The following is a 26,218-nucleotide window of genomic DNA, read 5'->3' as shown; positions in this document are numbered from 1 at the left end:
TGATCCAGGACGGGCTGGAGGTCGCGAACACCGGTGAGGCCGAGCTCACTCTGGCCGTCGCTGCCGCCGATGGCTTCACCACGGCCAATGGCGTGCTCGATCTGGTCCCGGTGACCGATCCCCAGCTCGACCTCGGCGCCTGGGTGGTGCCCGAGGTCTCGGAGCTCACACTGGCGCCCGGCGACAGGGTCGAGGTCCCGTTCACCCTGACGGTTCCGCAGGACGCCGCACCGGGCGACCACACCGGCGGCATCGTGACGATCCGGACCAGCGATGCCGGCGGTACGGTGCAGCTCGAGCAACGCCTCGCGTCCCGCATCCACGTGCGCGTGCCGGGGGAGCAGGTGGTGACCCTGGCCGTCTCCGACCTCGAGATCGACCAGCCCGCTCAGCTCAATCCGGTGGCGGCGGGCACCGCCACGGTGCGGTACGCCGTGCGGAACGAGGGCAGCGTGCGCACCCTCTACACCGAACGCGTCACGGTGAGCGGTCCCGGGGGGATCGGGACTGTCGAAGCCGTGGCCACCGTCGAGGAGATCCTCCCCGGCAGTGAGATCGTGCGGGTGGTGGAGGTGCCGGGAGTGTGGTCGCTGGGCTACACCGACGTGAGCGTCGATGTGGTCCCGCAGGCCGTCGACGGCGAGCTGGCTGCGCCGATCCTGCTCGACGGCGGTGCCTGGTCGGTCCCGTGGAGCATCCTTGCGCTGCTGGTGCTCGTCATCGCCGCCGCGATCGTCATCGGGGTGCTCCGCAGCAAGCGAGAGGCGGCGTCCGCCGCCCCGGAGCAGGTGCCGTAGCATGGGGCGTCGCCCTCCCGCGCCGCTTCCTGGTGTGCGCGGACGGCCGAGCCCGCTCGACGTCGGCGCGTTGCTGAGCGCTCGTCGAGACCCACAGATACACGTTCAGGAGTGCATGCCGTGAAGAGCGCCGTCGAGACCATCGACGAGACCCGGGTCAAGCTGACCGTCGAGGTCCCGATGGACGACCTCAAGCCGCAGGTCGACCAGGCCTACTCGGAGATCGCCCAGCAGGTCACGATCCCCGGCTTCCGGAAGGGCAAGGTGCCGCCCCGCATCATCGACCAGCGCGTGGGCAAGGCCGCCGTGCTCGAGCAGGCGATCAACTCCGCCATGCCGGACCTGTACCGCCAGGCCGTGACCGAGGCCGACCTCAAGCCGATCGGTCAGCCGAAGATCGACGTCACCTCCATCCCCGGTCTCACGGAGGCCACGGACGAGGCGGCCGCGGACCAGCTCGTGTTCACCGCCGAGCTCGATGTGCGCCCCGAGGTCGAGATCCCCGAGCTGTCCGGCGTCACGCTCACGGTCGAGGACGCCGAGGTCACCGACGACGACATCGAGGAGAGCCTCACCGCGCTTCGCCAGCGTTTCGCGACCCTGGTGGGTGTGGACCGCGCCGTGGTCGACGGCGACTTCGTCAGCCTCGACCTGGTCGCCACGATCGACGACGAGGAGATCGACACCGCGGAGGGCGTCTCCTACCAGGTCGGCTCGGGCAACATGCTGCCCGGCATCGACGAGGCCCTGATCGGGCTGTCCGCCGGCGAGAGCGCCACGTTCACCGCGCCGCTCGCCGGCGGCGAGCACGCCGGTCAGGACGCCACCGTGACCGTGACCGCCACTGCAGTCAAGGAGCAGGAGCTCCCCGAGGCGGACGACGACTTCGCGCAGATGGCCTCCGAGGTCGACACGATCGCCGAGCTGCGCGAGAACCTCCGCACGCAGGTCGCCGACGCCAAGTCGAACAACCGGGCGGTGCAGGCTCGCGACCTCCTCCTCGAGCACCTGCTCGAGAACGTCGAGTTCCCGCTCCCGCAGGGCGTCATCGAGGACGAGATCCACCGCCACCTGGAGGGTGAGGGTCGCCTCGAGGACGACGAGCACCGCGAAGAGGTGCGTGAGCAGGCCACCGACGCACTCCGCCGTCAGCTGCTCCTCGACACGCTGGCCGAGAAGTTCGCGGTCCAGGTCGAGCAGGGCGAGATGGTCGAGTTCATGCTGCGCACCGCGCAGGAGTACCGCGTGGACCCGAACGAGTTCATCCAGAGCGCCTCGCAGAACAACCAGATCCCCATGTACGCGGCCGAGCTGGCCCGGAACAAGTCGCTCGCGGTCGCGCTGCGCGAGGTGACCGTCGTCGACGGCTCAGGCTCCGCCGTCGACCTGACCGACTACATCGGCTCCGACGAGGAAGACGCCGCGGACGAGGCCGCCGTCGAGACCCCCGAGGTCGAGATCATCGAAGGCGATGCGGCCGAGGCAGCCGAGGACACCGACAAGTCCTGACGTCCACGGCGGGCCCGGTGTGCGCTGGCAGCGAAACCGGGCCCGGCGAGGGCATGGACGGACGCGGCGCCGCGTTAATCTCGCAGACGGCGGCCCGCAGGGCGGCGCCGAGCGACAGCCTCAACACCGAGCAGAAATGGCGGCAGACGTGAGTCAGCACTCGATCGACTTCCCGCAGGCGGCGGGCCCGGACACCCGTGGCCTGACGCTCGGGGACAGCATCTACAACCGGCTCCTGCAGGAGCGCATCATCTGGCTCGGGTCGGAGGTGCGTGACGACAACGCGAACCAGATCTGCGCGCAGATGATGCTGCTGGCCGCCGAGGACAGCGAGAAGGACATCTGGCTGTACATCAACAGCCCAGGCGGTTCGGTGACCGCCGGTATGGCGATCTACGACACCATGCAGTTCATCCAGCCTGACGTGGCCACGGTCGCGATGGGCATGGCGGCCTCGATGGGGCAGTTCCTGCTCGCCTCGGGTGCGAAGGGCAAGCGCTACGCCACGCCGCATGCCCGCGTGATGATGCACCAGCCCTCCGGCGGCATCGGCGGCACCACCACCGACATCAAGATCAACGCCGAGCTCATCCTGCACATGAAGCGCGTGATGGCCGAGCTCACCGCCGAGCAGACCGGCAAGACGGTGGACGAGATCAACCGCGACGCCGACCGCGACCGCTGGTTCACTGCGGACGAGGCGCGCGAGTACGGGTTCATCGACCACGTGGTCACGCACTCCACCTCCGTGAGCGGTGGCGGCGGGACCAGCGAGTAGAGCGCCGGCCAGGACAGGAAGAGACGAGACGTGAACATGAGTTACGGAACCCCCGGCGGAGCGTCCCCGCAGAGCCCTTCGGCGCGCTACGTGCTCCCGCAGTTCGAGGAGCGGACCGCCTACGGCTTCAAGCGGCAGGACCCCTACACGAAGCTGTTCGAGGACCGCATCATCTTCCTCGGCGTGCAGGTGGACGACGCCTCGGCCGACGACATCATGGCCCAGCTGCTGGTGCTGGAAAGCCAGGACCCTGACGGTCTGATCACGCTGTACATCAACAGCCCCGGTGGCTCGTTCACCGCGATGACGGCGATCTACGACACGATGCAGTACATCAAGCCGCAGATCCAGACGGTGTGCCTCGGGCAGGCCGCCTCTGCCGCGGCCGTGCTGCTCGCCGCCGGCTCGCCCGGCAAGCGGCTCGCACTGCCCAACGCACGCGTGCTGATCCACCCGCCCGCGAGGGAGGGCGGCTACGCGCAGGCTTCGGACATCGAGATCCACGCCAACGAGATGATCCGGATGCGGGAGTGGCTCGAGAGCACGCTCGCCGCACACTCCGGCACCGACGTCGAGCAGGTCCGACAGGACATCGAGCGCGACAAGATCCTCTCGGCCGAGCAGGCCAAGGAGTACGGCCTCGTGGACCAGGTGCTCGAGAGCCGCAAGGCCGTCGAGGCGATCACCGCGAGCTGAGCGTCCGACACGCGGTGGCCACAACAACCGTGCGTGGGTGGGCCACCATAGTGTGCAATGGTGCTGAGCGTCCGGACGCGACGCTCAGCACTGGACCACGCGAGACAGACGCACCACGAGCGAGCAGGAGGCACCGATGGCCCGGGTAGGAGAAGGCGCGGACCTGCTCAAGTGTTCGTTCTGCGGCAAGAGCCAGAAGCAGGTCAAGAAGCTCATCGCCGGTCCCGGCGTGTACATCTGCGACGAGTGCATCGAGCTCTGCAACGAGATCATCGAGGAGGAGCTCGCCGAGGCGAGCGAGCTCGGCCTGGTCGAGTTGCCCAAGCCGCGTGAGATCTTCGAGTTCCTCGAGTCCTACATCGTGGGTCAGGAGAGCGCGAAGCGGTCGCTCGCGGTTGCGGTCTACAACCACTACAAGCGGGTGCAGGCGTCCGAGGGCAACGGCAGCGCCGGAGGCGCCACCCCGTTCGGCGGCGGTGAGACCGATGACGTGGAGCTCGCGAAGTCGAACATTCTGTTGATCGGCCCCACGGGCTGCGGGAAGACCTACTTCGCGCAGACGTTGGCGAAGCTGCTGAACGTGCCGTTCGCGATCGCTGATGCCACGGCGCTGACCGAGGCCGGATATGTCGGCGAGGACGTCGAGAACATCCTGCTGAAACTGCTGCAGGCGGCGGACTTCGATGTGAAGAAGGCCGAGACCGGCATCATCTACATCGACGAGATCGACAAGATCGCCCGCAAGAGCGAGAACCCCTCGATCACACGGGACGTCTCGGGCGAGGGCGTGCAGCAGGCGCTGCTGAAGATCCTCGAGGGCACCACCGCCTCGGTGCCGCCGCAGGGCGGCCGTAAGCACCCGCACCAGGAGTTCATCACGATCGACACCACGAAGGTGTTGTTCATCGTGGCGGGCGCGTTTGCGGGGCTGGAGGAGATCGTGGCCGGGCGCCGCGGGCGCAAGGGCATCGGGTTCGGTGCGCCGCTGCACTCGGCTGCCGAGGCGGACGCCATCGAGGATGTGATGCCGGAGGATCTGTTGAAGTTCGGGTTGATCCCGGAGTTCATCGGGCGTCTTCCGGTGCTGACCACGGTGGCGCCGTTGGATGCGGAGGCGCTGTCGCGGATCCTCACGGAGCCGAAGAACGCGCTGATCAAGCAGTACCAGCGGATGTTCGAGCTGGACAACGTGGAGCTGGAGTTCACCGCGGATGCGGTGGAGGCGGTCGCGGAGCAGGCGATCCTCCGCGGGACCGGCGCGCGTGCGTTGCGGGCGATCCTGGAAGAGGTGCTGCAGTCGGTGATGTTCGACGTGCCCTCCCGTGATGACGTGGCGCGGGTGGTCATCACCCGCGAGGTCGTCCTCGAGAACGTCAACCCCACGCTCGTGCCGCGCGAGGCACCCCGCAGCAAGCGCACGCCGCGTGAGAAGAGTGCCTGACCAGCCACCGGCGGAGCTGGTCCGGTTCCGCGGGACGATCGACAACATCGACGCGGCGCTGGTCCATCTGCTCGCGGAACGGTTCAAGTGCACCCAGGAGGTGGGCCGGTACAAGGCCGAGCACGGCCTGCCGCCCTCGGACCCCGAGCGTGAGGCGAGGCAGATCGGTCGGCTGCGCGCTCTCGCTGAGGAGGCCGGGCTCGACCCGGTGTTCGCCGAGAAGTTCCTCGCCTTCATCGTGGCGGAAGTGATTCGGCACCACGAGGACATCGCCGGGGCGACGCAGCAGGACTGAGGCTGACTGTCCGAGGTGTGGACAGTCGACGCCGTTGCTGCAGTCGATCGCCACGCGGCGTCACCATGGGAGCATGACCGCTCCCGTGCTCGTGGGCCTGCCGCTGGCCGGCCGCGACGTGCTCGTGACCGGCGGCGGGCCGGTGGCCGCGTCCCGCGCGGCTGAGCTGCAGCAGTCGGGCGCGCTGGTGCGGGTGGTCGCCCCTCACGTCTGCGAGGACCTGCACGACCTCGTGGTCGTCCACGCCGACACGGTGCGTCTGGACGAGCGTGACCCGATCGCCGCGGACGTGCGAGGTGCCTGGCTCGTGGTCGCTGCCGACGACGGACCGAGCGAGCGCGACCGGGTGCACCGGTGGGCGGAGGGCGAGCACATCTGGTGCGTGGTGGTCGACGACCCAGGCACCGCCCAGATCGCCGACGTCGACACGTTGCTCGACGAGGGCAGCGTCGACCTGCGTCGCCCGAGCGGCGCGCTCGGTAGCGTGACGCTCGTGGGCGGGGGGCCCGGTGCGCCGGAGCTGATCACGGTCGCGGGCAGGCGAGCGCTGGCCGAGGCTGACGTGATCGTCACCGACCGGCTCGGCCCGCGCAGCGTGCTCGCGCACGTGCGCCCGGGCGTGGAGATCGTCGACGTCGGCAAGACACCGGGACATCACCCGGTGCCGCAGCCGGAGATCAATCGGATCCTGGTCGAGCAGGCGCAGCTCGGGCGGCGTGTGGTGCGGCTCAAGGGCGGCGACCCGTTCCTGCTCGGGCGCGGCGGCGAGGAGGTGATCGCGTGTCGGGAGGCCGGCGTGCCGGTGGACGTGGTTCCGGGCATCAGCAGCGCGTTCTCGGTGCCCGCATTGGCCGGGATCCCGGTGACGCAGCGTGAGGTCACGGCGGCTGTCCACGTCACGAGCGGTCACGAGCCGCTCGCTGACGCCGCGCTCGCCTGCGTGCGCGACGCCTCGGCCACCCTGGTGGTGCTCATGGGCGTCGGCAACCTCGGCCACATCGTCGAGCAGCTTCGCGGCGCCGGAGCCGATCAGGCGACGCCGGTCGCGATCGTGGAACGGGGGAGCACTCCGGACGAGCGAGTGACGCGCGGGCTGCTGCGGGACGTGGTGGACGTGGCCGCAGATGCCCGTGTGCGTGCTCCGGCCGTCATCGTGGTGGGCGCCGTCGCCGCACCCGGGCTGCTCACGCCTGCCGGGCGGTAACCTCGCCCGATGCAGGCAGAAGTGCGCGGCGACGGCCCGCTCGAGTTCCGGCTGCCCGACCCCGATCGGGTCTACAGCCGGGTGCGCCTGGACGCCGGGCTGGGCACGGCAGGTGTGCGCCCCGAGCTGGCCTGGGCCGATGGCGTGTGGTCGGTGGAGGTGGCGCTGCCTCCGCTGCACCGCGTCGAGTACGGCTTCGAGGTGACGCAGACTGTGCTCGACCCCGGCAACCCGGCGCGGATCGATACCGGCTTCGGAGACAGGTCGGTCCTGGAGCTCCCTGGGTACCGGCCACCTGCCTGGCTCGGTCGTGAGGTCGCCGCCGGGACGACGACGGCGCTCGCCTCGGGCGTCGACGGTGTCACCGCCGCCCTGTGGTCACCTCAGGATCTCCCCGACGACGTCGAGGCGCCGTTGGTCGTGGTGCATGACGGGCCTGACTACGCCGAGCGTGGCCTGCTCACACGTTACCTGACGGTGCTGGCCGCAGACCGCCTGCCGGTGCGGGCGCTGCTGCTCACCGCGCATCCGCGCGAGCTTCTCTACGCCGCCTCGGACGAATACGCGGAGGCGCTCGTCACCCACCTGATCCCCAGCACAAAGCAACGCCGGGCGACCAGCGCGAGCATCGCCGTCGGGGCCAGCCTGGGAGCGCTGGCAGCGCTGCACGCTCAGTGGCGCTACCCGGGCACGTTCGCGGGCCTGCTGTTGCAGTCGGGCTCGTTCTTCACGCCCGAGACGGACCCGCAGGAGTCGGGCTTCGCCCGCTGGGGTGAGGTCACCGGGTTCGTGGCCGAGGTGCTCACCGAGAGTGCGGCGGCTGCCCTGCCGCCGGTCGCCATCACGTGCGGCGCCCACGAGGAGAACGCTCTGAACAACCGGCTGCTGGTGCACCGGTTGCGCGAGGTGGGGATCACGGTGAGTCATACAGAGCTCGCCGATCTGCACAACTTCACGTGCTGGCGTGACGCGCTCGACCCGGCGCTGCGCGAGTTGCTGGCCGCGGCGGCCTGAGGTGCACCGCGAGTACCTCGAGCTCGAGGCGCCGAACCTGCCGCACGTGGGCGCGCTGCTGCGGTTCGGTCATGCCGGGCGCCCGGTGCTCGCGTTCCCGACCGAGCTGGGGCGGGTGTGGGAGTGGGAGGACGAGGGCATGGTGGCCGCCGTCGCCCCGCTGATCGACGAGGGGCGCATGACGCTGTACTGCGTCGACGCCTTCGACGCGTTCACCTGGTCGGAGAAGAGGGTGGCCGCCGAGGAGCGGGCGCGCCGCTACCGGGCCTACGAGGCGTGGCTGATCCACCAGGTGGTGCCGAGGATCCACGAGCGCACGCCCGCCGACCTGATCGCCGTGGGTGCCAGCCTCGGCGCGTACCACGCACTGCATCTCGGCTTCACGCGGGCCGACATCGCCCTCCATGTGCTGGGGATGTCGGGCAACTACGACCCGTCGCTGTGGCATGCCTGGGGTGAGCACGGCGAGCACCTGCACCGGACCAACCCGATGCGCTACCTGGACTCCTTCTCGGGCGACCACCTCGACTGGCTGCGCTCGCGCCTGTTCGTGCAGCTGGTCGTGGGCCAGGGGGAGTGGGAGACGTGGCCCACCGGGGCGCTGCCGAGCACGCGCGCGATGGCGGATGCGCTGGCCAGGCACGGCATCGGTCACCACCTGGACGTGTGGGGGCAGGACGTGGCGCATCACTGGCACTGGTGGCAGCGTCAGCTCGCGCACCACCTGCAGGGCCTGCTGGAGCGATAGCGTTCACCGCGAGGACGAGGAGGACCATGGCGGACATCTCACGGCACCTGATCGGGCTGCTGCTGGGCGCGGAGCAGGACTGGCCGCGCGCGTTCGAGGAGATCCTGCGGCGCGTCGGGGACGTCCGCACGGCCGATGGCACCACGCACACGTTCAGCAGCGACCGGCTGCACATCGCGCCGTTCGACTTGATGGACCCGGTGCGCCCTGGCCTGGTGATCGACCGGTTGGCGCACTGGTACTACCACCCGCGCGAGTGGCTGAAGAAGGCCGCGCTGTTGGACGGCACGTACCTGCTCAACTCGCCCTTCACGTTCCAGTCGATGGAGAAGCACAGCGCGTACTGCGCGATGCTGCGGCTCGGACTCAAGGTGCCGCGCACGGTGCTGGTGCCGTACAAGAACCCGGTCGACAACGACCGCTGGGCCTTCACCTCCACTCATTACAACGATCCGTTCGATCTCGATGCGATCGCCGAGGACCTCGGCTACCCGCTGTACATGAAGCCGTTCGACGGCGGTGCCTGGCGTGGCGTGTCCCGTATCGAGAACGCCGAGCAGTTGCACCGGGCGTACGACGAGTCGGGTCAGATGCTGATGCACCTTCAGGCCACCGTGGACTACGACCACTTCGCGCGGGCGCTCTCGATCGGTCCCGAGACCATGGTGATGGACTTCCGGCCCGAGCTGCCGATGCACGAGCGGTACAAGGTCAACCACGGGTTCCTGGACGCCGACACCGGTGCCGAGGTGGTCACCGTGAGCCGGCTGGTGAACGCCTTCTTCGGGTGGGAGTTCAACTCCGCCGAGATGCTGGTGGCCGGGTCCGAGGTGTACCCGATCGATTACGCGAACGCCTGCCCGGACGTGGCGCTCACGTCGCTGCACTACTACTTCCCGTGGGCGATCACGGCGCTGGTGCGGTGGAGCGTGTACTGCCTGGCCACCGAACGTCGTGTGCGCGCGGATCTCGACATGGAGTCCTATTTCGAGGTCGCCGACGATGCCTCCCTCACCTACGAGGAGAAGATGGAGCGCTACCGCCGCCTTGCCGATGACTACTTCGAGACCGAGCGGTACTGGGACTGGTGCGCCGAGTACCTGCCGGACCTCGACTCACGCGTGCTGGACTGGGTCGACTCCGCCGACTTCGATGCGCTGCTCGTCGAGACCGTGCGCGGTACGTACCCCGAGCACGAGCACGAGCGGTTCGTGGCCCACGTCCGCGGCCTCGTCGGGATGTGGGTGGGCGAGCGGCGCCGCTAGCGACATCAGGCCCGTTCGGCACCCTGCAGCTCGCGGGTCGCCACCCACCTGCTGCCCGCTCCGGACGCCAGCAGCATGCCCGCCGCCCACAGAACGACGCCGCCGCCCGAGCCGACGATCACCTCGATGAGTCCGGCGAGAGCCGCGAGGGTGATCGCGATGGCGATCAGCGACCGCCCCATGGAGGCGGCGACCGCCATGTTGTTCCGGCGCTGGGGCGAGTCCAGCGACCGGTCGGTGGCCTTCTGCCAGGTCGCCTGTTCCGGACCGGTCAGCGCGTAGGCGAGCAACGAGGCCCCGACGTACAGCAACACGAACGGCCACGGTTGCGGGGCGGTTCCCGCGATCAGCAGCCCCGCGCTCAGCATGAGCAGTCCGGCCCCGCTCGTGATCTCGCGTCGAAACCTCATCGCGTTCCCCGTTCACCGATGCGTGAGCTCCACTCTGTCAGAGAACGCGTGCTGTGCGCGTGAGGGGTCAGCCGACCAGGGCTGAGACCCCGAGGTAGGCGATCGTGCCGAACAAGATCGCCCAGGCGCCGACGGCGACGATTCCCCAGATCAGCACGGTGCGCTTGGGGGCACCGAACCCCACCATGGCGGCCGAGGTCACGTGCGAGGGGAGCAGCAGCGGGCCGAGCAGGCTCACGCCGGGGACGCCGTAACGGTCGAAGACACGGCGCATGCGTGCGCGCTTGGCGTCCGGTGCGGGCTCGTTGTCCTCCTCGGTTACCGCCACGCCGCCAGCGCTGGTGCTGTTGCGTCGCGCGGTGACACCCGAGCGCACGGCCGAGGTCGCGTTCACCACCACGGCGAGCGCGATGCCGTTGCCAGCGATGGCGGCCGGGATCGCCAGGAACGGGCTGACGCCGGCGGCGATCCCGAGGATCGCACCACCTTCAGCCTCGACGTAGGGGATCACCGCGGCCAGCATCACGCCGATCCATCGGAGGAAGGGGGGCAGCGAGGAGGTGAACTCCTGCAGGTTGATGAGCAGGTCAGCCATGGTGAGGGCCCTTTCGAGTCGGTCTCACCAGCATCGCCGCGTGCGGGTCCCGCCGGTAGTGCCGCCGGTCATCGATCCACAGGAACCATGCACGGGCAGGCGCTGACAGATGTCACGCGGGCACGAGGGCGGTCGCCGTTCGCCACTGCTCGGCGCCGATGTTGCGCGGGTGGGACGGGGCGAACCCGAGCTCGCAGCGGTCGACATCGATGGTGAACGTCGCCTTGGTCTCGGGGCGGTCGCCGGGCGCGCGGCGGGTGTCGGGATCGACGCAGATCGAGCCCGGTTCCTCCGAGGCAAGTGCGCTCACCCTGGCCAGAGGGTCGGAGATCTCGACGGCGGAGCCTCGCCCATCCAGATAGGCGAGCCGTTCGCGCGTGGTGCTGAAGGCCGTGGCCGGCGTCTCGCCTGCGGCGAGCGCCGGGTCGAGGAAGTGGTTGGTGTGCAGCAGTGGCTCACCGGGCACCGCCCGGATCGCTGCCCAGCCGGCCGGGCTCAGTTCCACGCAGGCCGCGGCCGGTTCCCGCGTCACCACGGTCAGCACCGTGGAGGCGCCGAGCGGCACGCTGTCGACGATCTCCAGCGCTTGCGCCAGCGTGCCGGCGCGGTCGAGGATCATCCGAGTCAGCACGTGCACGGGGACGCCGGGCTGAGAGCCGTCGGTGGTGTGCTGCAGGATGTTGAAGTGCACCCCGAGGCCGCGGCTGCTGACTCCGATCTTGGCGACCTGGCCGAACTCGCCGAACGTGACGATCCGCGCACCGTCGGGAGCCGGCTGCGACCGGACCACGGTCTCGTGCGCCATCTGGCTGTACCAGTCCCAGGTCTGCACAGTTCGAGGTGACCTGCCATCGGCAGGGATGAACACCGCCGTCGAGCACTCCTCGGTGACCACCGAGGCACGGGCGAGGATCTCGGTACGAGCACTGAGCGCCATCGCCTGCCAGGGCGCGATGCCCGCGCCGGCCGCGACGCCGTCGATCTCGGCGAGAATCTCCGGAGCGTGCTCGGCGACGACCTCGCGGGAGGCTTCCGAGAGCTGCTGCACGGTAGCGGCGCCCACATTGCGCCCCGCGAAGAGCTCCTCGTACTCGGTGAGCGTCGCGCGAACCCGCTCGCCCCATGCCGCCCCGAAGGCGTTGCCGCGCGCGGCCGGGTCGGTCTCGTCGGTGCTCCAGCTCTCGATCATGCCTTCATCGTAGGAACTGCGCGACGCCGTAGGCTGGAAGCCTCCCCAACGTGGGCGAGCTATGCACACAGGAGGTGCCGATGTCGGAGCCACGGTCCACGCCGTCGACCGGGTCGACGGTGTTCTGGTTCGTGCTCTCCGTCGTCGTGACCGTGGTGAACCTCAGCTCCGCTTCGCGCGGCAGCTGGCTCGCACTGCTCCTCGCGGTGCTGTCCGGCTGGTTCGCCTACCGCAACGGCAAGATCCTGCTGGCCCGCCACCGTGCAGCCAAGCCGCAGCGCCCCACCTGAGGACCAGTTCAGTCCGCCTCGATGACCAGCTCGCCCTCGGCCTTGCGCTCGTCTCCGGCAGCAAACCTCAGCTCACCGTCGATCTTGGCGACCGCGCGCAGGTCCGCCAGCACCGCAGGCAGCAGCGCCACCTCCGCCTCGGGCGCATGCACGACGGCGTCGCTGAACCGGGTCTTCTGGCTCACCTTGGCCTCGCTCTTGACCTTGCGCAGCACCGCAAGCGCGGCGCCGGCGGCGACGAGGATCTGCGGGTCGCCCTCGGCCGCTGCCGCGCGCAGCGGCTCGGAGACCGGCCACGCGGCGCGGTGCACCGAGCCCTCACGCCACCAGGACCAGACCTCTTCCGTGGCGAACGGCAGCACCGGGGCGAGCAGCCGCAGCACGACGTCGAGCGCGAGCCCGAGCGTGGTGCGCGCGGAGGCGACGCCGGCCGGGTCGAGGACACCATCGCGGTCGTAGGCGCGGTCCTTGACGAGCTCGAGGTAGTCGTCGCAGAAGGTCCAGAAGAACGTCTCGGTGACTTCCAGGGCGCGGGTGTGGTCGTAGCTCTCGAGCGCCGCGGTGGCCTCGTCCACGACCTGTGCGAGCTCGGCGAGCAGCGCCTTGTCGATCGGCTCTGTCACGGCAGCCACCTCGAGCGCGAGCGGCTCGTCGCCGCCGAAGGACAGCGCGAACTTGGACGCATTGAGGACCTTGATCGCCAGGCGGCGCCCGATCTTCATCTGGGTGGGCCGCTGCGGATCGAACGCCGCGTCGGTGCCCAGGCGAGCGGAGGCAGCCCAGTAGCGCACCGCGTCGGAGCCGTGATCTTCGAGCAGCCCCATCGGGGTGACGACGTTGCCCTTGGACTTGCTCATCTTCTTGCGATCGGGGTCGAGGATCCAACCCGAGATCGCTGCGTCGGTCCACGGCAGCGAGCCGTGCTCCAGGTGGCTGCGCAGCACGGTGGCGAACAGCCAGGTGCGGATGATGTCCTGGCCCTGCGGGCGCACGTCGAACGGGAACAGCCGCTCGAACAGGTCGTCGTCCTCCAGCCAGCCGGAGACGATCTGCGGGGTCAGCGAGCTGGTGGCCCACGTGTCCATGATGTCGGCGTCGCCGATGAACCCGCCGGGCACACCGCGCTGGTCCTCGCGGTAGCCGGCCGGCGCCTGCGAGCTCGGGTCGATCGGCAGCTCGTCCTCGGTGGGCTGGATCGGGTCAGCGTGGTCGGGCTCCCCGCTGGAGTCGAGGCGGTACCAGAGCGGGATCGGCACCCCGAAGAAGCGCTGGCGGCTGATCAGCCAGTCGCCGTTGAGCCCGTTGACCCAGTTGGCGTACCGGACACCCATGAACCCGGGGTGGAAGTCGAACTCGTCGCCGCGCGCGAGCAGCTCGCCGCGCAGGTTGCGTCCGGGGGCTTCACGCCCGCCGTTGCGGATATACCACTGGCGGCTGGTGACGATCTCGAGGGGCTTGTCGCCCTTCTCGTAGAAGTTCGCCTTGCGCTGGGTGGCCTTGGGCTCGGCGAGCAGGTCGCCGCTGGCTGCCAGCGCGTCGACGACGGCGGCACGGGCCGAGAAGGTCGTCTTGCCGGCGAGCTCGGCGTAGGTCGCACGGCCCGAGTCGGAGGTGATCCACGCGGGCGTCTCTCCGATGATGCGGCCGTCGCGGCCCACGATCGAGCGGGTGGGCAGGTCGAGCTCGCGCCACCAGGTGACGTCGGTGAGGTCACCGAACGTGCAGCACATCGCGATGCCGGAGCCCTTGTCCTTCTCGGCGTCGGGGTGGGCCAGCACCGGGATCTCGACGTCGAACACCGGTGTGGTGACCGTGGTGCCGAACAGCGCCTGGTAACGCTCGTCGTCTGGGTGCGCGATCAGCGCGACACAGGCCGGGAGCAGCTCCGGGCGAGTGGTCTCGATGACGATCGCCTCGCCGTCGGCCGGGTTCGTCGGATGGAAGGCGAGCTCGTGGAAGTGGCCCGGGTAGTCCCGGGCCTCGAGCTCGGCCTGCGCGACTGCCGTCTGGAAGGTGACGTCCCAGAGGCCCGGCGCGTCGGACTGGTAGGCCTCGCCGCGCGCGAGGTTGCGCAAGAACGCGACCTGCGCGACCTTCTGGGCGCGCGCGCCGATGGTCTGATAGGTCTGCGACCAGTCGACCGAGAGGCCGAGATAGCGCCACAGCTCCTCGAACTGCTTCTCGTCCTCCACCGTGAGCTGCTCGCACAGCTCGATGAAGTTGCGGCGCGAGATCGGCACCTGGTCGGCGGGCTTGATCGCCTTGCCGGTCTCCGTGACTCCGCCGGTGAACGGGGGAGTGAAGCCCTCGACGTACGGCAGGCTCGGATCGCAGCGCACGCCGTAGTAGTTCTGCACACGGCGCTCGGTGGGCAGGCCGTTGTCGTCCCAGCCCATCGGGTAGAAGACCTCGCGGCCACGCATGCGCTGGAAGCGGGCGACCACATCGGTGTGCGTGTAGGAAAAGACGTGGCCCACGTGCAGCGAACCGCTCACCGTGGGCGGCGGCGTGTCGATCGAGAAGATGTCCTCACGCGGGCGGGTGCGGTCGAAGGCGTAGGTGGCGTCCTGGTTCCAGGTCTTGCCCCACCGGTCCTCCAGGCCTTCCAGGGCGACCTTCTCCGGCACCTGGGCCCTGCGGGTGGCGGCGGACGGGTGGCTCGGCGTCGTGCTGGTCATGATCGCTTCGTCTCTCCGGGGTCAGCGGGCGGGTTCGCCCGCGTTGTGGCTGGGGGCAGGGGTGTCCTGCGGTCGCGAGCGGGGCCGGTGGCCGCGGCGCTCAGGCGAGGGGTACGGATACTCGTACCGGTACCTCGACGCGCGTCAGCACCGACACAGGGCTGGAGAAGGTCGTCGAGAGCACGGAGCCAGGGTACTCGCACCGGCACGCGGGCGTCACCGGTACCTCAGGCGTGGGCCCCTCGCACCGCCGTCTCGATGCGGTAGAGGTTCGAGGTCGCTGTGACCGCGAGGGTGCTGCGCCCCGGTCCGCCGAAGGCGAGGTTGGCGGTGCGCAGCGGCAGAGGGACGGTGCCGAGCCGCTCTGCCGGTGCGCCGTCGCCGGGCGCGGCGAAGACCTGGATGCCGGAGGCGCACGAGGACCACACCCGCCCTGCACCGTCGACGCGGATGCCGTCGGGTGGGCCTGGGTCCAGCACCGCGAAGGTGACGGGCTCGCCCAGGCGAGTCCCGCCGTCGAGCACCTCGAAGGCGAGGATGTGGCCCGCCTCGGAGTCGGCCAGGTACAGCACCGACTCGTCGGGCGAGAAGGCGAGGCCATTCGGGCCGGGGTGGGGCTCGGTGACAGCGGTGACCGTGCCATCAGATGCGAGCCGGTAGACGCGCGCACCGTCCATCTCCACGGTGCCGCCGTATCCCTCCTCCGGCTTGTCGATGCCGTAGCGGGGGTCGGTGAACCAGATCGCGCCCTGGCTGTCGCACACGAGGTCGTTGGGCGAGTTGAAGCGACGGCCATCGTGGCGATCGGTGAGGATCTGCCAGGCGCCGTCGTGCTCGCGCCGCACCACGGCGCGCTCCCCGTGGCTCGCGGCGATGAGTCGCCCCTCGCTGTCGATCGCGTGGCCGTTCTGGTGGTGCGAGGGCTCGAGCAGGATGCCCGCGCCCTGCTCCGGGGTCCAGATCAGCAGGCGATTCCCGACGACGTCGCTCCACACGATCTCGGCCTCGCCGGTCCAGGCGGGTCCCTCGAACCAGGTGCCGCCGGTGGCGAGGAGGTCGAGGGTCGGCTCGCGTGGGAACAAGGCGGCGAAGTCATCCTCGTGGCCAGGTGCGGGGGTCAGCGCGAGGGGCTCGCTCGCGAGGGCAGGCGGCGTCGTCGGTTCCACGGACCAAGGTTAGAGCCGGCACGTGGTCGCGCCCGGCGTGTGCCACGCTCGTGGCGTGCAGATGAGGTACGTGCTCGGGGCGCCGGGTGCAGGAAAGAGCACGATGCTGCCTGTCCTCACTGAGCGGCTGCCCGGCTGGGCCCTGCTCGACTGGGACTGGCTCATGCCTCCGGTCCGTGCACTGGTCGGGCGGTCCGTCAGGAAGCATCCGGAGCTGTGGGACCCGTACAGCGAGCTGGTGCGATCAGTGGTGACGAGCCTGGGTTCGGTCCCGGTGCTGCTCGTGACCGTGTGCACGCCGGACGAGCTCGATCATGTGCACGGTGGTTGGCCGGCCGGGGATTGGCTGCTGGTCGACTGCGACGACGAGGAGCGAGTCCGGCGACTCCGCGCACGGGGAGAGCAGGAGGGTGGCGTGGCGGACGCGGTGGCTGACGCCGCCGCGTATCGCTCGCTCGGGTTGCCGTGCATCGACACCACCGGTCGCGACGTCGCCTCTGTTGCTGACGCCGTCGCCGACTGGGCGCGGAGGCGCTGACCAGCCCCGGGTGGGGAAGCTGGCTCTCAGGTGCCTGGGCATGCCGATGCCCCCGCCTCCGGTGCGGTGGCGGGGTTCGGGGCGGGGCCCTCAGAACGGCGGCGGCGGGTCGTCGCTGGTGTCGCGGGCTCGCTGGTCGAATCCCGGGATCGGTGCGTCGGGTGACGGCGGCGCGGTCGTGCGACGCCGTGCCGCACTGGTGCCGCTCGGGTGGTTGGCCTCGTCGTCATCGGGTTCGTAGCGGGATCGGTAGCGGGACAGATAGTCGACAGTGCCGTCGGGGTTGCGGCGGATGCGCAGCCCGTGCGGCGTGCGCCACAGCACGGCGCCGTCGCTCAGGACGGTGTACCAGAACCCGTGGTGAGTCTTGAGGTTGTGGTGCCGCTGGCACAGCAGGTGGCCGTTGCAGGTCTCCGTCTGACCGCCTCGTGCGGGGTCATCGTGGTCGTAGGGCACCCGGTGGTCGATCTGGGCGTACAGACCCTTCGCACGGCAGCCGGGGAAGATGCACGTGCCCTGGCGGAGCCGGATCTGCTCTCTCATGCGCGCCGGGAACTCGTAGGAGTCGGCGTGCATCTGCTCCGCCAGGTCGAGGACAGGGCGGATGCTGACCTTCGTGTGTGCATCGCCGATCCACTCACGGATGGTGTCGGCCGTGACGGGCTTGCCGGTGTTCTCCACCCGTCCACAGGATCCGCTCGCTCGACCGGCGATCGCCTCGCGGATCGCGGCATCGGTCAGGTGCACGTAGAGGATCGCCTGCCGCTTCGTGGGCGCGGCTCGTCCGCTCTGCCGCGCGAGCTCCGCGCCCTGTGGCATAACCGCGTGGTCCGCGCGATCGGTCGCGGGCTCGCCGACGAGCGTGAGGTGCTCGCGGGCGAGTTCACCGAGTGCGCGCGCTCGGCGCGCATCGAGGGACTCCTCCGAGCCCCACAGTGCCAGTTGCGTTGCCGAGTGGGACAGCGCCGCTTCGAGGTCCTGAGCATCGGGCAGGTCGATGACCCCGCCTACTGGGGTGAGTCCGTTGATGCCCGTCTCGTCGAGGTGGATCTCGAAACGACGCTGCTCGTTGCGCGCGGCCGCAAGCTCTGTGGCCAGCTCGGGGTCGAAGCGGCTCATCGCCGCTTCGATCAGGCCTTCGAGCTGCGGCCCGGTCGCGTGGTGCGCGAGTGCGGCGATCTGGCGATCGACGTACGCGGCCGCGAGCCGCGAGAGCGGCCGGGTGCGCTGCGCGATCAGGCGGGCACGCCACGGCTTGACCTCCCCGGCCACGACGCGCGCCCAGGTGTACGGCAGCCGGTAGGCGAGCTCCAGAGCGTCGGCACTCAGCGTCTGCGCGGCCTGCGTGGAGACGCCCAGCGCCACACCGAGCTCGGCGACGGCGGCGCGGCACACGTCGGGGACGCCCTCCGCCGTCAGCGCGATCTGCTCCGGTGCGGCGCTCGTGCCCGTGGGGCGAGGCCGGTGGCGGCGTCCCGCGCAAAGAGCGGCGGGTTCTGCACCGCCCACTCGACCGCGTCGATCAGTATCTGCACCTCGGCGGCATCCGCCCGCGCCCGCGCCTCCCGAGCGGAATCGAGCACCTCGCCAGCACCCCGAACCGCCCCGGCGTCGGCTGCCGAGAGAGTGGGAGGAAGGGCCGTGGTGCTCATGAATCCAACCTAGATCCGACCACTGACATCTAGCCTCGGTGGCGGGTCCGCGGGTGAGCCGGATGATCAGCTCAGCCGCTGGCCAGCATGCCGACGTCGACGGCCACCTCAGGCGCGCAGTGCAGCACGAAGGCGGGCCAGATGCTCCGGGTGTACGCCCAGACCCATGCGAGGAGCACGCCCATCACGGCCGCGAACACCCCACCCGCGATGGTGAGGGAGAACTCTCCGTGAGGGCTCAACAGAACGGTGTGACCCGCGCCGAACGCAACCGTGCTGATGATCAGACCCCAGCCCACGGGAGCTCCGGCCAGCCGCCAGGGAGTGCCGAAGGCGCGATCGAGCACGGCCAGCATGGCGCCGCGCCAGATCAGCTCCTCAGTCAGGTTCGCGATGGTGGCGTTGTAGAGCAGCTGCTCGATGCCGACCAGCTGGCGAGCGCCGGGGTCGAGCCAGACCGTGATCAGAGTCAGGCCGACCATCACTGTGAAGACGCCACCGATCACGATCAGGGTGGGGCGCCTCGAGCCCGGGCGCAGCCGCCACGTCAGTCCCATCTCGCTGCGGGCCCACCGCCAGAGCACAGCGGCCAGCACGCCCACCCAGAGCAGATCGATGACCTTTCCCTGCCAGTTGTGATCGAACGACTCGGCGAGCGGTATCCGGGGCAGGCGTGCTGCCACAGAGGTGAGCACCACGAAGGCGCACACGACGAGCAGCGCCCGCCAGCGACCCGAGGCGGTGCCGAGTGCCGGCTCCCGACCCGGCGCCCCGCTGCGCCTGCGTGAGCACGCGATGGCCAGACCCCCGGTGACCAGCACGGTGACCACGAGGATCGCGGCCCACAGCGCAGTGGATCCGAGCACGGCACCGAAGGTCAGACCGACCGGCAGCTCAGCGAGCGCGCGCGAGAGCACCATCGCCGCGAGGAGGGGAACGAGCACCGGGACGACCCAGCGCGCTGTGGTCGTCGGGGTGGAGTAGGGCGGCACGCACCAACACCATACCGACGCCGCGCCGCCACCCTGACAGGATGACGGGATGGCCGAGCCACGACCACGCCGACGCAGGCGAGTGCTGACGATCGTCGCCGTCGTCGTCGCACTGGTGGTGGGCGCTGGGGTGGTGACGTGGCTACGAATCCCACGCGACGCCGTCGAGATGCTCGAGGCAGGCTCGCTGCGGTTCGGCGCAGACTTTCCCGCGACCATGGGCACGGGCGAGGTGACTGTACGCATCGACGCGGACCCCAGGCCGCACATCGCGATCGAGACCAGCCACGGCACGGTGTGGAGCAGCGACCCGGGGACCGCGTTCCTCGGTGCTGGCGCCGGCCGTCTTGAGGTGGAGGAGAGCCGCGGCTACTTCTGGATGCGCACCGACCACGACCAGACCTGGACCACGCAGACGCTGGACCGGATCGCGGTGGAGGGCGAGGCCGTGGTGCTCAGTGGTCGGCTGCTCGATGGTGACGAGGCGGGCCCCACCTGGCAGGCCGAGGTCACGCCCACCGACCGCGGTGCGATGTTCGAGGCCACCCTCAGCACGGATAGCGGCGCGACCTCGATCGCACTCTGGAGTGCGCGCGAGGGGAGCGTCCACGGGTTCGGTGAGCAGTTCACCGACTTCGATCTCGACGGTGCGCTGTTGCCGATCCTCGTGCGCGAGCAGGGGGTTGGGCGGGGTGAGCAGCCGATCACGGTGCTGGCCGACGTCACGAATCACGGCGCCGGCGGCACGCGTGAGATGACGTATGCCGCTTGGGCATCGTGGGTGAGCGAGGATCTGCGCGGGGTGCGTCTGGATCCGGCGCTGCCGCAGTCCCATGCACTCGCAGTGGCGGACATGCGCACGCCGAGTCGCGTGGGGTTGGAGCTGCAGGCCACGCGGCTGCGTGCCGAGTTCGTCACCGCGGAAACGCCGGTGGACCTGATCGCTCAGCAGCAGCACGGCACCGAGCGCCCGCCGCTCGCGAGTTGGACCGGCACGGGCGCGATCGTCGGGATCCAAGGCGGAACGCAGGTGGTCAGGGACGCGGTCGCGTCGCTGCAGGAGGCAGGGACCGAGATCGCCGGCGTGTGGCTGCAGGACTGGACCGGTCAGCGCACCACCGACTTCGGCGAGCGCCTCTGGTGGACCTGGCAGCTCGACGAGCAGCGCTACCCGGACTGGGCCGGGCTGGTGAGCGACCTCGGGGCGCAAGGCATCGCCGTCACGAGCTACGTCAATCCGTTCCTCGTCGACCCGGCCGACAAGCCCACACCGCCCGCACGCAACCTCTATGCGGAGGCCGCCGAGCAGGGTTTTCTCGTCGCTGATGCGAGCGGCGAGCCCTACGCGCTCGACCAGGGCGGCTTCGACGCCTACCTGGTCGATCTCACGAACGAATCCGCGCGTGCGTGGTTCGCCGAGGTGATCGCCACCGAGGTGCTCGGCGATGGCGTGCAGGGCTTCATGGCTGACTTCGCTGAAGGCCTGCCGCTGGATGCTGTTCTCGCCGACGGCGATGCGCCGCTCCTGCACAATCGCTGGCCCGCGTTGTGGACCGAGACCGTGCAAGCGGCCTGCGAGCAGGCCGGGCAGCCGGAGTGCGTCACGTGGTTCCGATCGGGCTCGCTCGGCATGGATGCCTCGGCCGCGTTGTTCTGGAACGGCGACCAGCTGGTCTCCTTCGCCGACGGCGACGGGCTGGCCTCTGTTCTGGGCGCCACCTTCTCGGCGGGTGTCTCGGGGTGGCCGCTGGTGCACTCCGACGTGGGTGGCTACACGTCGATCGATGCCGTGGTCAAGCAGTACGTGCGCTCACCGGAACTGCTGGCCCGCTGGGCCGAGTTCGCTGCCTTCGGGGTGGTGATGCGCACGCACGAGGGCAACCGCCCCGCAGAGAACCTGCAAGTGAGCACCGATGCGGACACGCGCGCCGCTTTCGCCCGCGCGAGTCGGTTCTTCGCGGCGCTGTCCGGGTATCGGGCCGAGGTCGTCGCGGAGGCGACCGCGACCGGCGTGCCAGCGATCAGGCACGGCTGGCTCGTGGCACCGGGGACTGCGGCGGCCGCCGTCGACACCCAGTTCTTCCTCGGTGACGCGGTTCTGGTGGCGCCGGTGCTCAGCGACGGTGCCACCGACGTCGAGGTCACGTTCCCACCCGGTCAGTGGCGGCACCTGCTCACCGGTGAGGTCTACGACGGCGACGTCACCACCACCGTGGCCGCCCCGATCGGCACACCGGCGGCGTTCGTGGACATCTCCGATCCGTGGGCGCAACGCCTGACGGATGCCTTCGCCGACCTGTAGCCGCGCCTAACCTCGTGGCTTCGCCGTGGGCAACCGCCTGCGCTCCCACGACCCGAGGATGTGCTCGTGCATCGCGACGCGGGCCGCCTCCTGATCGCCTGTCGCGATCGCCTCGACGATGCGCTCGTGCTCGGCCATCGTGATCTCGAACGCGCGGTCCGGGTCCACACCGGTGTAGCGCTCGCTACTGACCGCGTGCGCGATCAAGAACCGGGCGATGTTCTCGGCGAGATCGTTCCCCGAGAGCTCCATCACCTCGATGTGGAACTCGACGTCGGCCTGCCGGAACGCTCGCGAGTCGTCCAGCAGGCCATTCATCTGGTCCAGTCGTTCGCGCAGCCGGGAGCGCGAGTCCTCGTCGACCGCACCCGCGGCCGCGGCGGCCATCGCTGCCTCGAGTGCGGCGCGAACGACGCTGAGCTCGTCGAGCACCCCGAGCGTGCTGTCGTTGCCGATCATCGTGCTGAGCACCAGCGGGTCCAGCACGTTCCAGCTCGTGAAAGGCGTGACGTGGGTGCCGCGTCCCTGCACCACGGTGACCATGCCCTTCTCCTGCAGTCGCTTCATCGACTCCCGGATCACCGTGCGGCTGACACCGAACTCAGCACTGAGCGGGCCCTCGGGCGGCAGCAGGTCGCCTGAGGCGTACTCGCCGGTGACGATCGACTGCACGAGCTCGTTCAGGACGGTGGTGCCGATGCGGTCGATCGGTCGGCGTGTTCGCGGGGGAGCGCCGCGCTCGGCTGGTGACGACATGGCGTCCAATCTATTGATCTTCGTTGACTCACGGGTACCGGCAGCCGCAAAGGCCAGACATATGATGTATGTTACGACGACTGGTCTCACTCTCGAGGGCGACATGAGGATCACGGGATACCGCACACTGCGCACGGTTCACGACTGGGGACGCCCCGTTGGCGACGTCAACGGCTACATCGCCTCCGGTCTCACGGACGTGCCACTGGTGATCCTCGAGACCGATGAGGGTATCGAGGGCGTCGGAATGGGGTCGCACGCTGACCTCGACCGCCTGTTCCCCGCGCTCGAGGGGCGTGATCCCCGTGCGGTGTCGACGCTCTATGACGCGATGCTCGCCCGTGTCTTCAAGTCCTCGCACGGTGGTGCCACCTTCGGTGGCGTCGGCACCTTCGACACGGCGCTCTGGGACATCAAGGCCAAGGCGGCCGGTGAACCGCTGTGGCGGCTGCTCGGCGCTGGCGACAGGTACGTGGATGGCTATGCCTCGGGACTGGATGCCGCCCTGACGGACGACCAACTCGCGGCGCTCTACACGGAGTTCGCCCAGCGTGGCTTCACGGCCGCCAAGCTCAAGGGCGGCCGCAACCTGGCGGCTGACATACGGCGCTTCGGAATCCTCTCCGAGGTGCTGGCTGTCAAGGGCGGCTCGCCGGCCCTGATGCTCGATGCCAACGAGTCGTGGAACCTCAAGCAGGCCGTGCGCTACGTCAGCGCACTGGAGGAGTCGGTCGACCTGACGTGGATCGAGGAGCCGCTACGGCGGTGGGACGCCCAGGGACACGCGCGGCTCAGCGCGAGCATCAAGGCGGCCGTCGCCACCGGCGAGAACCTGACCGGGCTCGAGATGTACCGCCCGCTGCTGGATGCCGGCGCTGCCGATGTGGTCCAGGCCGGCGCCGTCTGGGGGATCACGCACTTTCTTCGGGTCGCGGTCGCTGCCCATAGTCGCGACCTGCCGGTGAGCCCCGTGGGACTGACCGCGAACCATGCGGTCGCGGCTGCGGCGGCCGCCGTTCCGAACCACCTGTCTGCCGAGGTCCAGGACTTCGGCAGCCCATTCGGGCTCTCGCTCGACCAGGAGCTCGCCGAGGGCGGCATCGTCCTCGGTGACCGGCCCGGTGTTGGCATCGAGGTCGACGAGGCCGCCATCTCCAGCGCGCAGGGCTCCGGGAGTTGGCAGGAGCCCGGGGGACCCCACGTGCGATCACTGCGGACCGGCCTGCGGCTCGTGGACAACGGCCACTGGGAGAAATGAGATGGAGATCCGACCGGGGCTGCACCGCATCCAGGCGCCGCTGGGTGAGCGCTTCATCGCGATGTACCTGCTCACCGGCCCCGAGGGCGCCATCCTGTTCGACACGGGGGTCGCCGGATCGGTCTCCGGCACGCTCGTGCCCTATCTCCACCGCATCGGTCTCGAACCAACCGACCTGCGTTGGGTGATCAGCTCGCACTGCGACTTCGACCACACCGGCGGCAATGCAGCCCTGCGCGCACTGGCTCCCGATGCCCTCTTCCTTGCGGGCCGCGCCGACGCTCCCATGACCGAGGACATCGAGCTGCTGATCCGAGGTCGCTACGGGGAGTTCGCCAACCAGGATGGCTTCGACGACCCGCCCGAGATCACGGCGGAGGTCCGCCGGTCGACCGGACTGATCGCCGTCGACCAGATCCTCGACGGCGGAGAGGTGTTCGATCTGGGAGGTGAGCGCCGGATCGAGGTGCTGGCGGTGCCCGGGCACTCGCCGGGGCACCTGGCCCTGTGGGACGCCGCGAACGACGCGCTGCTGATCTCCGACGCCGTGCTCGGCGAGACCGTACCGTTCGCTGACGGCCGCCCGGCATTCCCGCCGACGTACCGCGACACGGCGGCCTACGTCGACTCGATCCACCTGCTGCGCGGATACGACGCCACACTGCTGCTGACTGCGCACTACCCGGTCTACGAGGGCGAGGACGCGCCGGCGTTCCTCGACGAGTCGCTCGCCTACACCGAGCGCGTGGATCGCGTCATCTCCAAGGAGCTCGAACAAGGTGACGAGCTGACCTCGCTGGAGCTCATCGCGAGGGTGGCCGCCGAGCTCGGACCATGGGATCGGGCCGCCGCCGACTACCTGATCTTCCCGGTCACCGGCCACCTCGAGCGGCTGGTGGCGGCGGACACTGTCACGGAAGGGGAGCGCGAGGGGCGGCGCACCTGGCGGTGGCAGGCGTGAGCCGGGTACGACTCGGCGCGCTCGGCGCTGGATGGTGGGCAACCAGCAACCACTTCCCCCTCTTCGCCGCGCGTGAGGATGTGGAGCTGGTCGGCGTCTGTGGCAAGGGAGAAGGCCTCGGCGCCATCCGTGATCGATTCGGATTCGCCTTCGCCACCGACAGCAGCGATGAGCTGTTCGCCGCGGATCTCGATGCCGTGGTGATCTCCACTCCGCACGATCTGCACCACCCGCTCGCGGCGCAGGCGCTGGATCGCGGCCTACACGTGCTCTGCGAGAAGCCGATGACCCTGCACGCCGATCAGGCGTGGGATCTGGTGGCGCGCACCGAGCGTGCCGGGACCACGTTTCTGGTGCCCTACGGCTGGAACTACAAGCCGTTCACGGTCTCGGCAAAGCGGCTGCTGGATGGCGGCGGCATCGGGGAGATCCAGTACGCGCTCTGCCACATGGCCTCACCCACCCGTGGCCTGTTCGGCAGCGACCCCACGCACATGCTCGAACGTTGGAACTCGGACACCGCGCCCGACCCGGCCACCTGGTCGAGCCCCGACCACGGCGGCGGCTACGCGCACGGGCAGGTCACGCACTCCTCGGCGCTGCTGTTCTGGCTCACCGGGCTGCGGGCAGCATCGGTGGCCGGGCGCGTGATGCACGCGGGCGCGCCGGTGGACCTCTTCGACGCGGGCGTGATCCGGTTCGACAACGGTGCACTCGGCTCGCTCTCCGGAGCGGCCACGCTTGCTGATGGCGACAAGTACCAGATCGACATCCGCTTGTTCGGCACCGAGGGCGTCCTCATGCTCGACGTCGAGCGCGAGCGGGTGACCTTGAGCCGCTACGACGGCACTCGCGAGACGATCGCCATCGCGCCCGATGAAGGCGAATACGAGTGCCTGGTCCCACCGGCACGCTTCATCGAACTGATCACCGGGGCCAGCACCGAGAACAACTCCGACGTCACCATCGCCGCCCGCTCGGTGGAACTCGTCGACGCCCTGCTGCGCTCGTCCGCCGCCGATGGCGTGGACACCCCCGTGCACTGACCGACCGATCCAGAGGACCAGATGTCACAGACCACCCGCGGAGTCCTTGAGGGCTACCGCGTCATCGACTGCTCGATCGCCATGGCAGGCCCGTTCGCCGCTCAGCGGCTCGGCGATCTGGGCGCCGACGTCATCAAGGTTGAGCCCAGGGCAGGGGAGTGGCAGCGATTCGCCGCAGCCGGCGGCGCCAAGGGCAACCAGGTCAACGTGTCCTTCCTGTCCCTCAACCGCAACAAGCGCTCGCTGGCCATCGACCTGAAGGCCGACGGCGGTCGCGAGCTCGTGCGTGACCTGGTCGCCGGGGCCGATGTCTTCCTTCAGAACTACCGACCAGGCGTGGCGGCCCGCCTCGGGCTGGACTACGAGAGTCTCGTCACGATCAACCCGCGCCTTGTGTACGTCTCGATCTCTGGGTACGGCGAAGATGGCCCCTATCGTGACCGCCCCGGTCAGGACCTGATCCTGCAGGCCATGAGCGGAGCCATGCTGTCCGCCGGCCGCGCCGGCGAACCCCCGACGCCCGCGGGCCAGTACCTGGCCGATGCTGTCACGGCCTCGACCGCGTTCGAGGGTGTGCTCGCCGCGCTGCTGCACCGTGAACGCACGGGCGAGGGGCAGCTCGTCACGGTCAACATGCT

26 protein-coding genes are annotated in these 26,218 nt (G+C 69.7%); 17 read left to right on the top strand and 9 right to left on the bottom strand.

Annotated elements, in window-relative coordinates; translation table 11 throughout:
- From ACOJSN_RS10460 to ACOJSN_RS10415, 10 genes are all read left to right on the top strand, one after another.
- On the top strand, positions 1–797 hold a 797-nt coding region (locus tag ACOJSN_RS10460; RefSeq protein ID WP_420112438.1), incomplete at its 5' end, for a WxL protein peptidoglycan domain-containing protein.
- Positions 798–917: 120 nt separating this feature from the next.
- On the top strand, positions 918–2,306 hold the full coding sequence (gene tig / locus ACOJSN_RS10455; RefSeq protein WP_420112437.1) for a trigger factor: 1,389 nt from the start codon (positions 918–920) through the stop codon (positions 2,304–2,306).
- A 148-nt stretch (positions 2,307–2,454) separates the two neighbouring features.
- Positions 2,455–3,084, top strand: a complete 630-nt coding sequence (locus ACOJSN_RS10450) for an ATP-dependent Clp protease proteolytic subunit (protein ID WP_420112436.1) — start codon at positions 2,455–2,457, stop codon at positions 3,082–3,084.
- 36 nt (positions 3,085–3,120) lie between these two features.
- Positions 3,121–3,780 carry an ATP-dependent Clp protease proteolytic subunit gene (locus tag ACOJSN_RS10445; RefSeq protein ID WP_420112435.1) on the top strand — a complete coding sequence of 220 codons (660 nt, stop codon included), beginning with the start codon at positions 3,121–3,123 and terminating at the stop codon, positions 3,778–3,780.
- A gap of 136 nt (positions 3,781–3,916) precedes the next feature.
- On the top strand, positions 3,917–5,221 hold the full coding sequence (gene clpX / locus ACOJSN_RS10440) for an ATP-dependent Clp protease ATP-binding subunit ClpX (RefSeq protein ID WP_420112434.1): 1,305 nt from the start codon (positions 3,917–3,919) through the stop codon (positions 5,219–5,221).
- Positions 5,205–5,516, top strand: coding sequence for a chorismate mutase (locus ACOJSN_RS10435; protein WP_420112433.1), 312 nt, complete (start codon positions 5,205–5,207; stop codon positions 5,514–5,516). The genes clpX and ACOJSN_RS10435 overlap by 17 nt, the downstream gene beginning before the upstream one ends.
- 73 nt (positions 5,517–5,589) lie before the next feature.
- The gene (gene cobA, locus ACOJSN_RS10430) at positions 5,590–6,720 is read left to right on the top strand and encodes a uroporphyrinogen-III C-methyltransferase (protein ID WP_420112432.1); all 1,131 of its coding nucleotides are present in this window, start codon (positions 5,590–5,592) and stop codon (positions 6,718–6,720) included.
- A 9-nt stretch (positions 6,721–6,729) separates the two neighbouring features.
- Positions 6,730–7,734, top strand: a complete 1,005-nt coding sequence (locus ACOJSN_RS10425) for an alpha/beta hydrolase (RefSeq protein WP_420112431.1) — start codon at positions 6,730–6,732, stop codon at positions 7,732–7,734.
- Entirely contained in the window at positions 7,685–8,482 is a 798-nt protein-coding gene (locus ACOJSN_RS10420; protein WP_420112430.1) for an alpha/beta hydrolase-fold protein, read from the top strand. The genes ACOJSN_RS10425 and ACOJSN_RS10420 overlap by 50 nt, the downstream gene beginning before the upstream one ends.
- A 26-nt stretch (positions 8,483–8,508) precedes the next feature.
- Complete coding sequence (locus ACOJSN_RS10415; RefSeq protein WP_420112429.1) at positions 8,509–9,747, top strand: ATP-grasp domain-containing protein; 1,239 nt, start codon at positions 8,509–8,511, stop codon at positions 9,745–9,747.
- Between the two features lie 5 nt (positions 9,748–9,752).
- Here ACOJSN_RS10415 and ACOJSN_RS10410 read toward each other — a convergent pair whose 3' ends face one another.
- The 3 genes from ACOJSN_RS10410 to ACOJSN_RS10400 form a co-directional block, all read right to left on the bottom strand.
- Positions 9,753–10,157 (bottom strand): hypothetical protein, encoded by a 405-nt coding sequence (locus ACOJSN_RS10410; RefSeq protein ID WP_420112428.1) that lies wholly within the window; start codon positions 10,155–10,157, stop codon positions 9,753–9,755.
- Positions 10,158–10,224: 67 nt separating this feature from the next.
- Positions 10,225–10,752, bottom strand: a complete 528-nt coding sequence (locus tag ACOJSN_RS10405; RefSeq protein ID WP_420112427.1) for a hypothetical protein — start codon at positions 10,750–10,752, stop codon at positions 10,225–10,227.
- 112 nt (positions 10,753–10,864) lie between these two features.
- Complete coding sequence (locus ACOJSN_RS10400; protein WP_420112426.1) at positions 10,865–11,941, bottom strand: C45 family autoproteolytic acyltransferase/hydolase; 1,077 nt, start codon at positions 11,939–11,941, stop codon at positions 10,865–10,867.
- A gap of 80 nt (positions 11,942–12,021) precedes the next feature.
- Here ACOJSN_RS10400 and ACOJSN_RS10395 point away from each other — a divergent pair, with 80 nt between their 5' ends.
- Positions 12,022–12,231, top strand: coding sequence for a hypothetical protein (locus tag ACOJSN_RS10395; protein ID WP_420112425.1), 210 nt, complete (start codon positions 12,022–12,024; stop codon positions 12,229–12,231).
- A gap of 8 nt (positions 12,232–12,239) precedes the next feature.
- Here the strand turns inward: ACOJSN_RS10395 and valS are convergent, their stop codons facing one another.
- Together valS and ACOJSN_RS10385 are read right to left on the bottom strand one after the other, a co-directional pair.
- A complete protein-coding gene (gene valS / locus ACOJSN_RS10390; protein WP_420112424.1) occupies positions 12,240–14,909 on the bottom strand; it encodes a valine--tRNA ligase in 2,670 nt (889 codons plus the stop codon).
- Positions 14,910–15,136: 227 nt separating this feature from the next.
- Positions 15,137–16,075, bottom strand: coding sequence for an SMP-30/gluconolactonase/LRE family protein (locus tag ACOJSN_RS10385; RefSeq protein WP_420112423.1), 939 nt, complete (start codon positions 16,073–16,075; stop codon positions 15,137–15,139).
- A 55-nt stretch (positions 16,076–16,130) separates the two neighbouring features.
- Here ACOJSN_RS10385 and ACOJSN_RS10380 point away from each other — a divergent pair, with 55 nt between their 5' ends.
- Positions 16,131–16,613: a hypothetical protein gene (locus ACOJSN_RS10380; RefSeq protein ID WP_420112422.1), complete on the top strand. Its 483-nt coding sequence runs from the start codon at positions 16,131–16,133 to the stop codon at positions 16,611–16,613.
- Between the two features lie 90 nt (positions 16,614–16,703).
- On the opposite strand, the gene ACOJSN_RS10375 is transcribed toward ACOJSN_RS10380, so the two are convergent.
- The 3 genes from ACOJSN_RS10375 to ACOJSN_RS10365 all read right to left on the bottom strand — a co-directional run bounded on the left by ACOJSN_RS10375 (position 16,704) and on the right by ACOJSN_RS10365 (position 19,257).
- The gene (locus ACOJSN_RS10375) at positions 16,704–18,008 is read right to left on the bottom strand and encodes a DUF222 domain-containing protein (protein ID WP_420112421.1); all 1,305 of its coding nucleotides are present in this window, start codon (positions 18,006–18,008) and stop codon (positions 16,704–16,706) included.
- A 20-nt stretch (positions 18,009–18,028) separates the two neighbouring features.
- Positions 18,029–18,265, bottom strand: a complete 237-nt coding sequence (locus ACOJSN_RS10370; RefSeq protein WP_420112420.1) for a hypothetical protein — start codon at positions 18,263–18,265, stop codon at positions 18,029–18,031.
- 71 nt (positions 18,266–18,336) lie between these two features.
- Positions 18,337–19,257: a CPBP family intramembrane glutamic endopeptidase gene (locus tag ACOJSN_RS10365; protein WP_420112419.1), complete on the bottom strand. Its 921-nt coding sequence runs from the start codon at positions 19,255–19,257 to the stop codon at positions 18,337–18,339.
- 49 nt (positions 19,258–19,306) lie between these two features.
- Here ACOJSN_RS10365 and ACOJSN_RS10360 point away from each other — a divergent pair, with 49 nt between their 5' ends.
- Positions 19,307–21,559: an alpha-glucosidase gene (locus ACOJSN_RS10360; protein WP_420112418.1), complete on the top strand. Its 2,253-nt coding sequence runs from the start codon at positions 19,307–19,309 to the stop codon at positions 21,557–21,559.
- Between the two features lie 6 nt (positions 21,560–21,565).
- Here ACOJSN_RS10360 and ACOJSN_RS10355 read toward each other — a convergent pair whose 3' ends face one another.
- On the bottom strand, positions 21,566–22,315 hold the full coding sequence (locus ACOJSN_RS10355; RefSeq protein WP_420112417.1) for a FadR/GntR family transcriptional regulator: 750 nt from the start codon (positions 22,313–22,315) through the stop codon (positions 21,566–21,568).
- Between the two features lie 103 nt (positions 22,316–22,418).
- Here ACOJSN_RS10355 and ACOJSN_RS10350 point away from each other — a divergent pair, with 103 nt between their 5' ends.
- The 4 genes from ACOJSN_RS10350 to ACOJSN_RS10335 all read left to right on the top strand — a co-directional run.
- Positions 22,419–23,573 carry a mandelate racemase/muconate lactonizing enzyme family protein gene (locus ACOJSN_RS10350; protein ID WP_420112416.1) on the top strand — a complete coding sequence of 385 codons (1,155 nt, stop codon included), beginning with the start codon at positions 22,419–22,421 and terminating at the stop codon, positions 23,571–23,573.
- Between the two features lies 1 nt (position 23,574).
- Complete coding sequence (locus ACOJSN_RS10345; protein WP_420112415.1) at positions 23,575–24,534, top strand: MBL fold metallo-hydrolase; 960 nt, start codon at positions 23,575–23,577, stop codon at positions 24,532–24,534.
- The gene (locus ACOJSN_RS10340; protein ID WP_420112414.1) at positions 24,531–25,580 is read left to right on the top strand and encodes a Gfo/Idh/MocA family protein; all 1,050 of its coding nucleotides are present in this window, start codon (positions 24,531–24,533) and stop codon (positions 25,578–25,580) included. The genes ACOJSN_RS10345 and ACOJSN_RS10340 overlap by 4 nt, the downstream gene beginning before the upstream one ends.
- A gap of 21 nt (positions 25,581–25,601) precedes the next feature.
- Positions 25,602–26,218, top strand: a 617-nt coding sequence (locus ACOJSN_RS10335) for a CaiB/BaiF CoA transferase family protein (RefSeq protein WP_420112413.1), incomplete at its 3' end; no start/stop codon positions are given.

The sequence above is a fragment of the Pseudactinotalea sp. genome, from assembly GCF_048594945.1.
Lineage (GTDB): Bacteria > Actinomycetota > Actinomycetes > Actinomycetales > Beutenbergiaceae > Pseudactinotalea.
The sequence above is the reverse complement of the archived record's forward strand: the minus strand, read 5'-3'. Positions and strand labels throughout refer to the sequence as shown.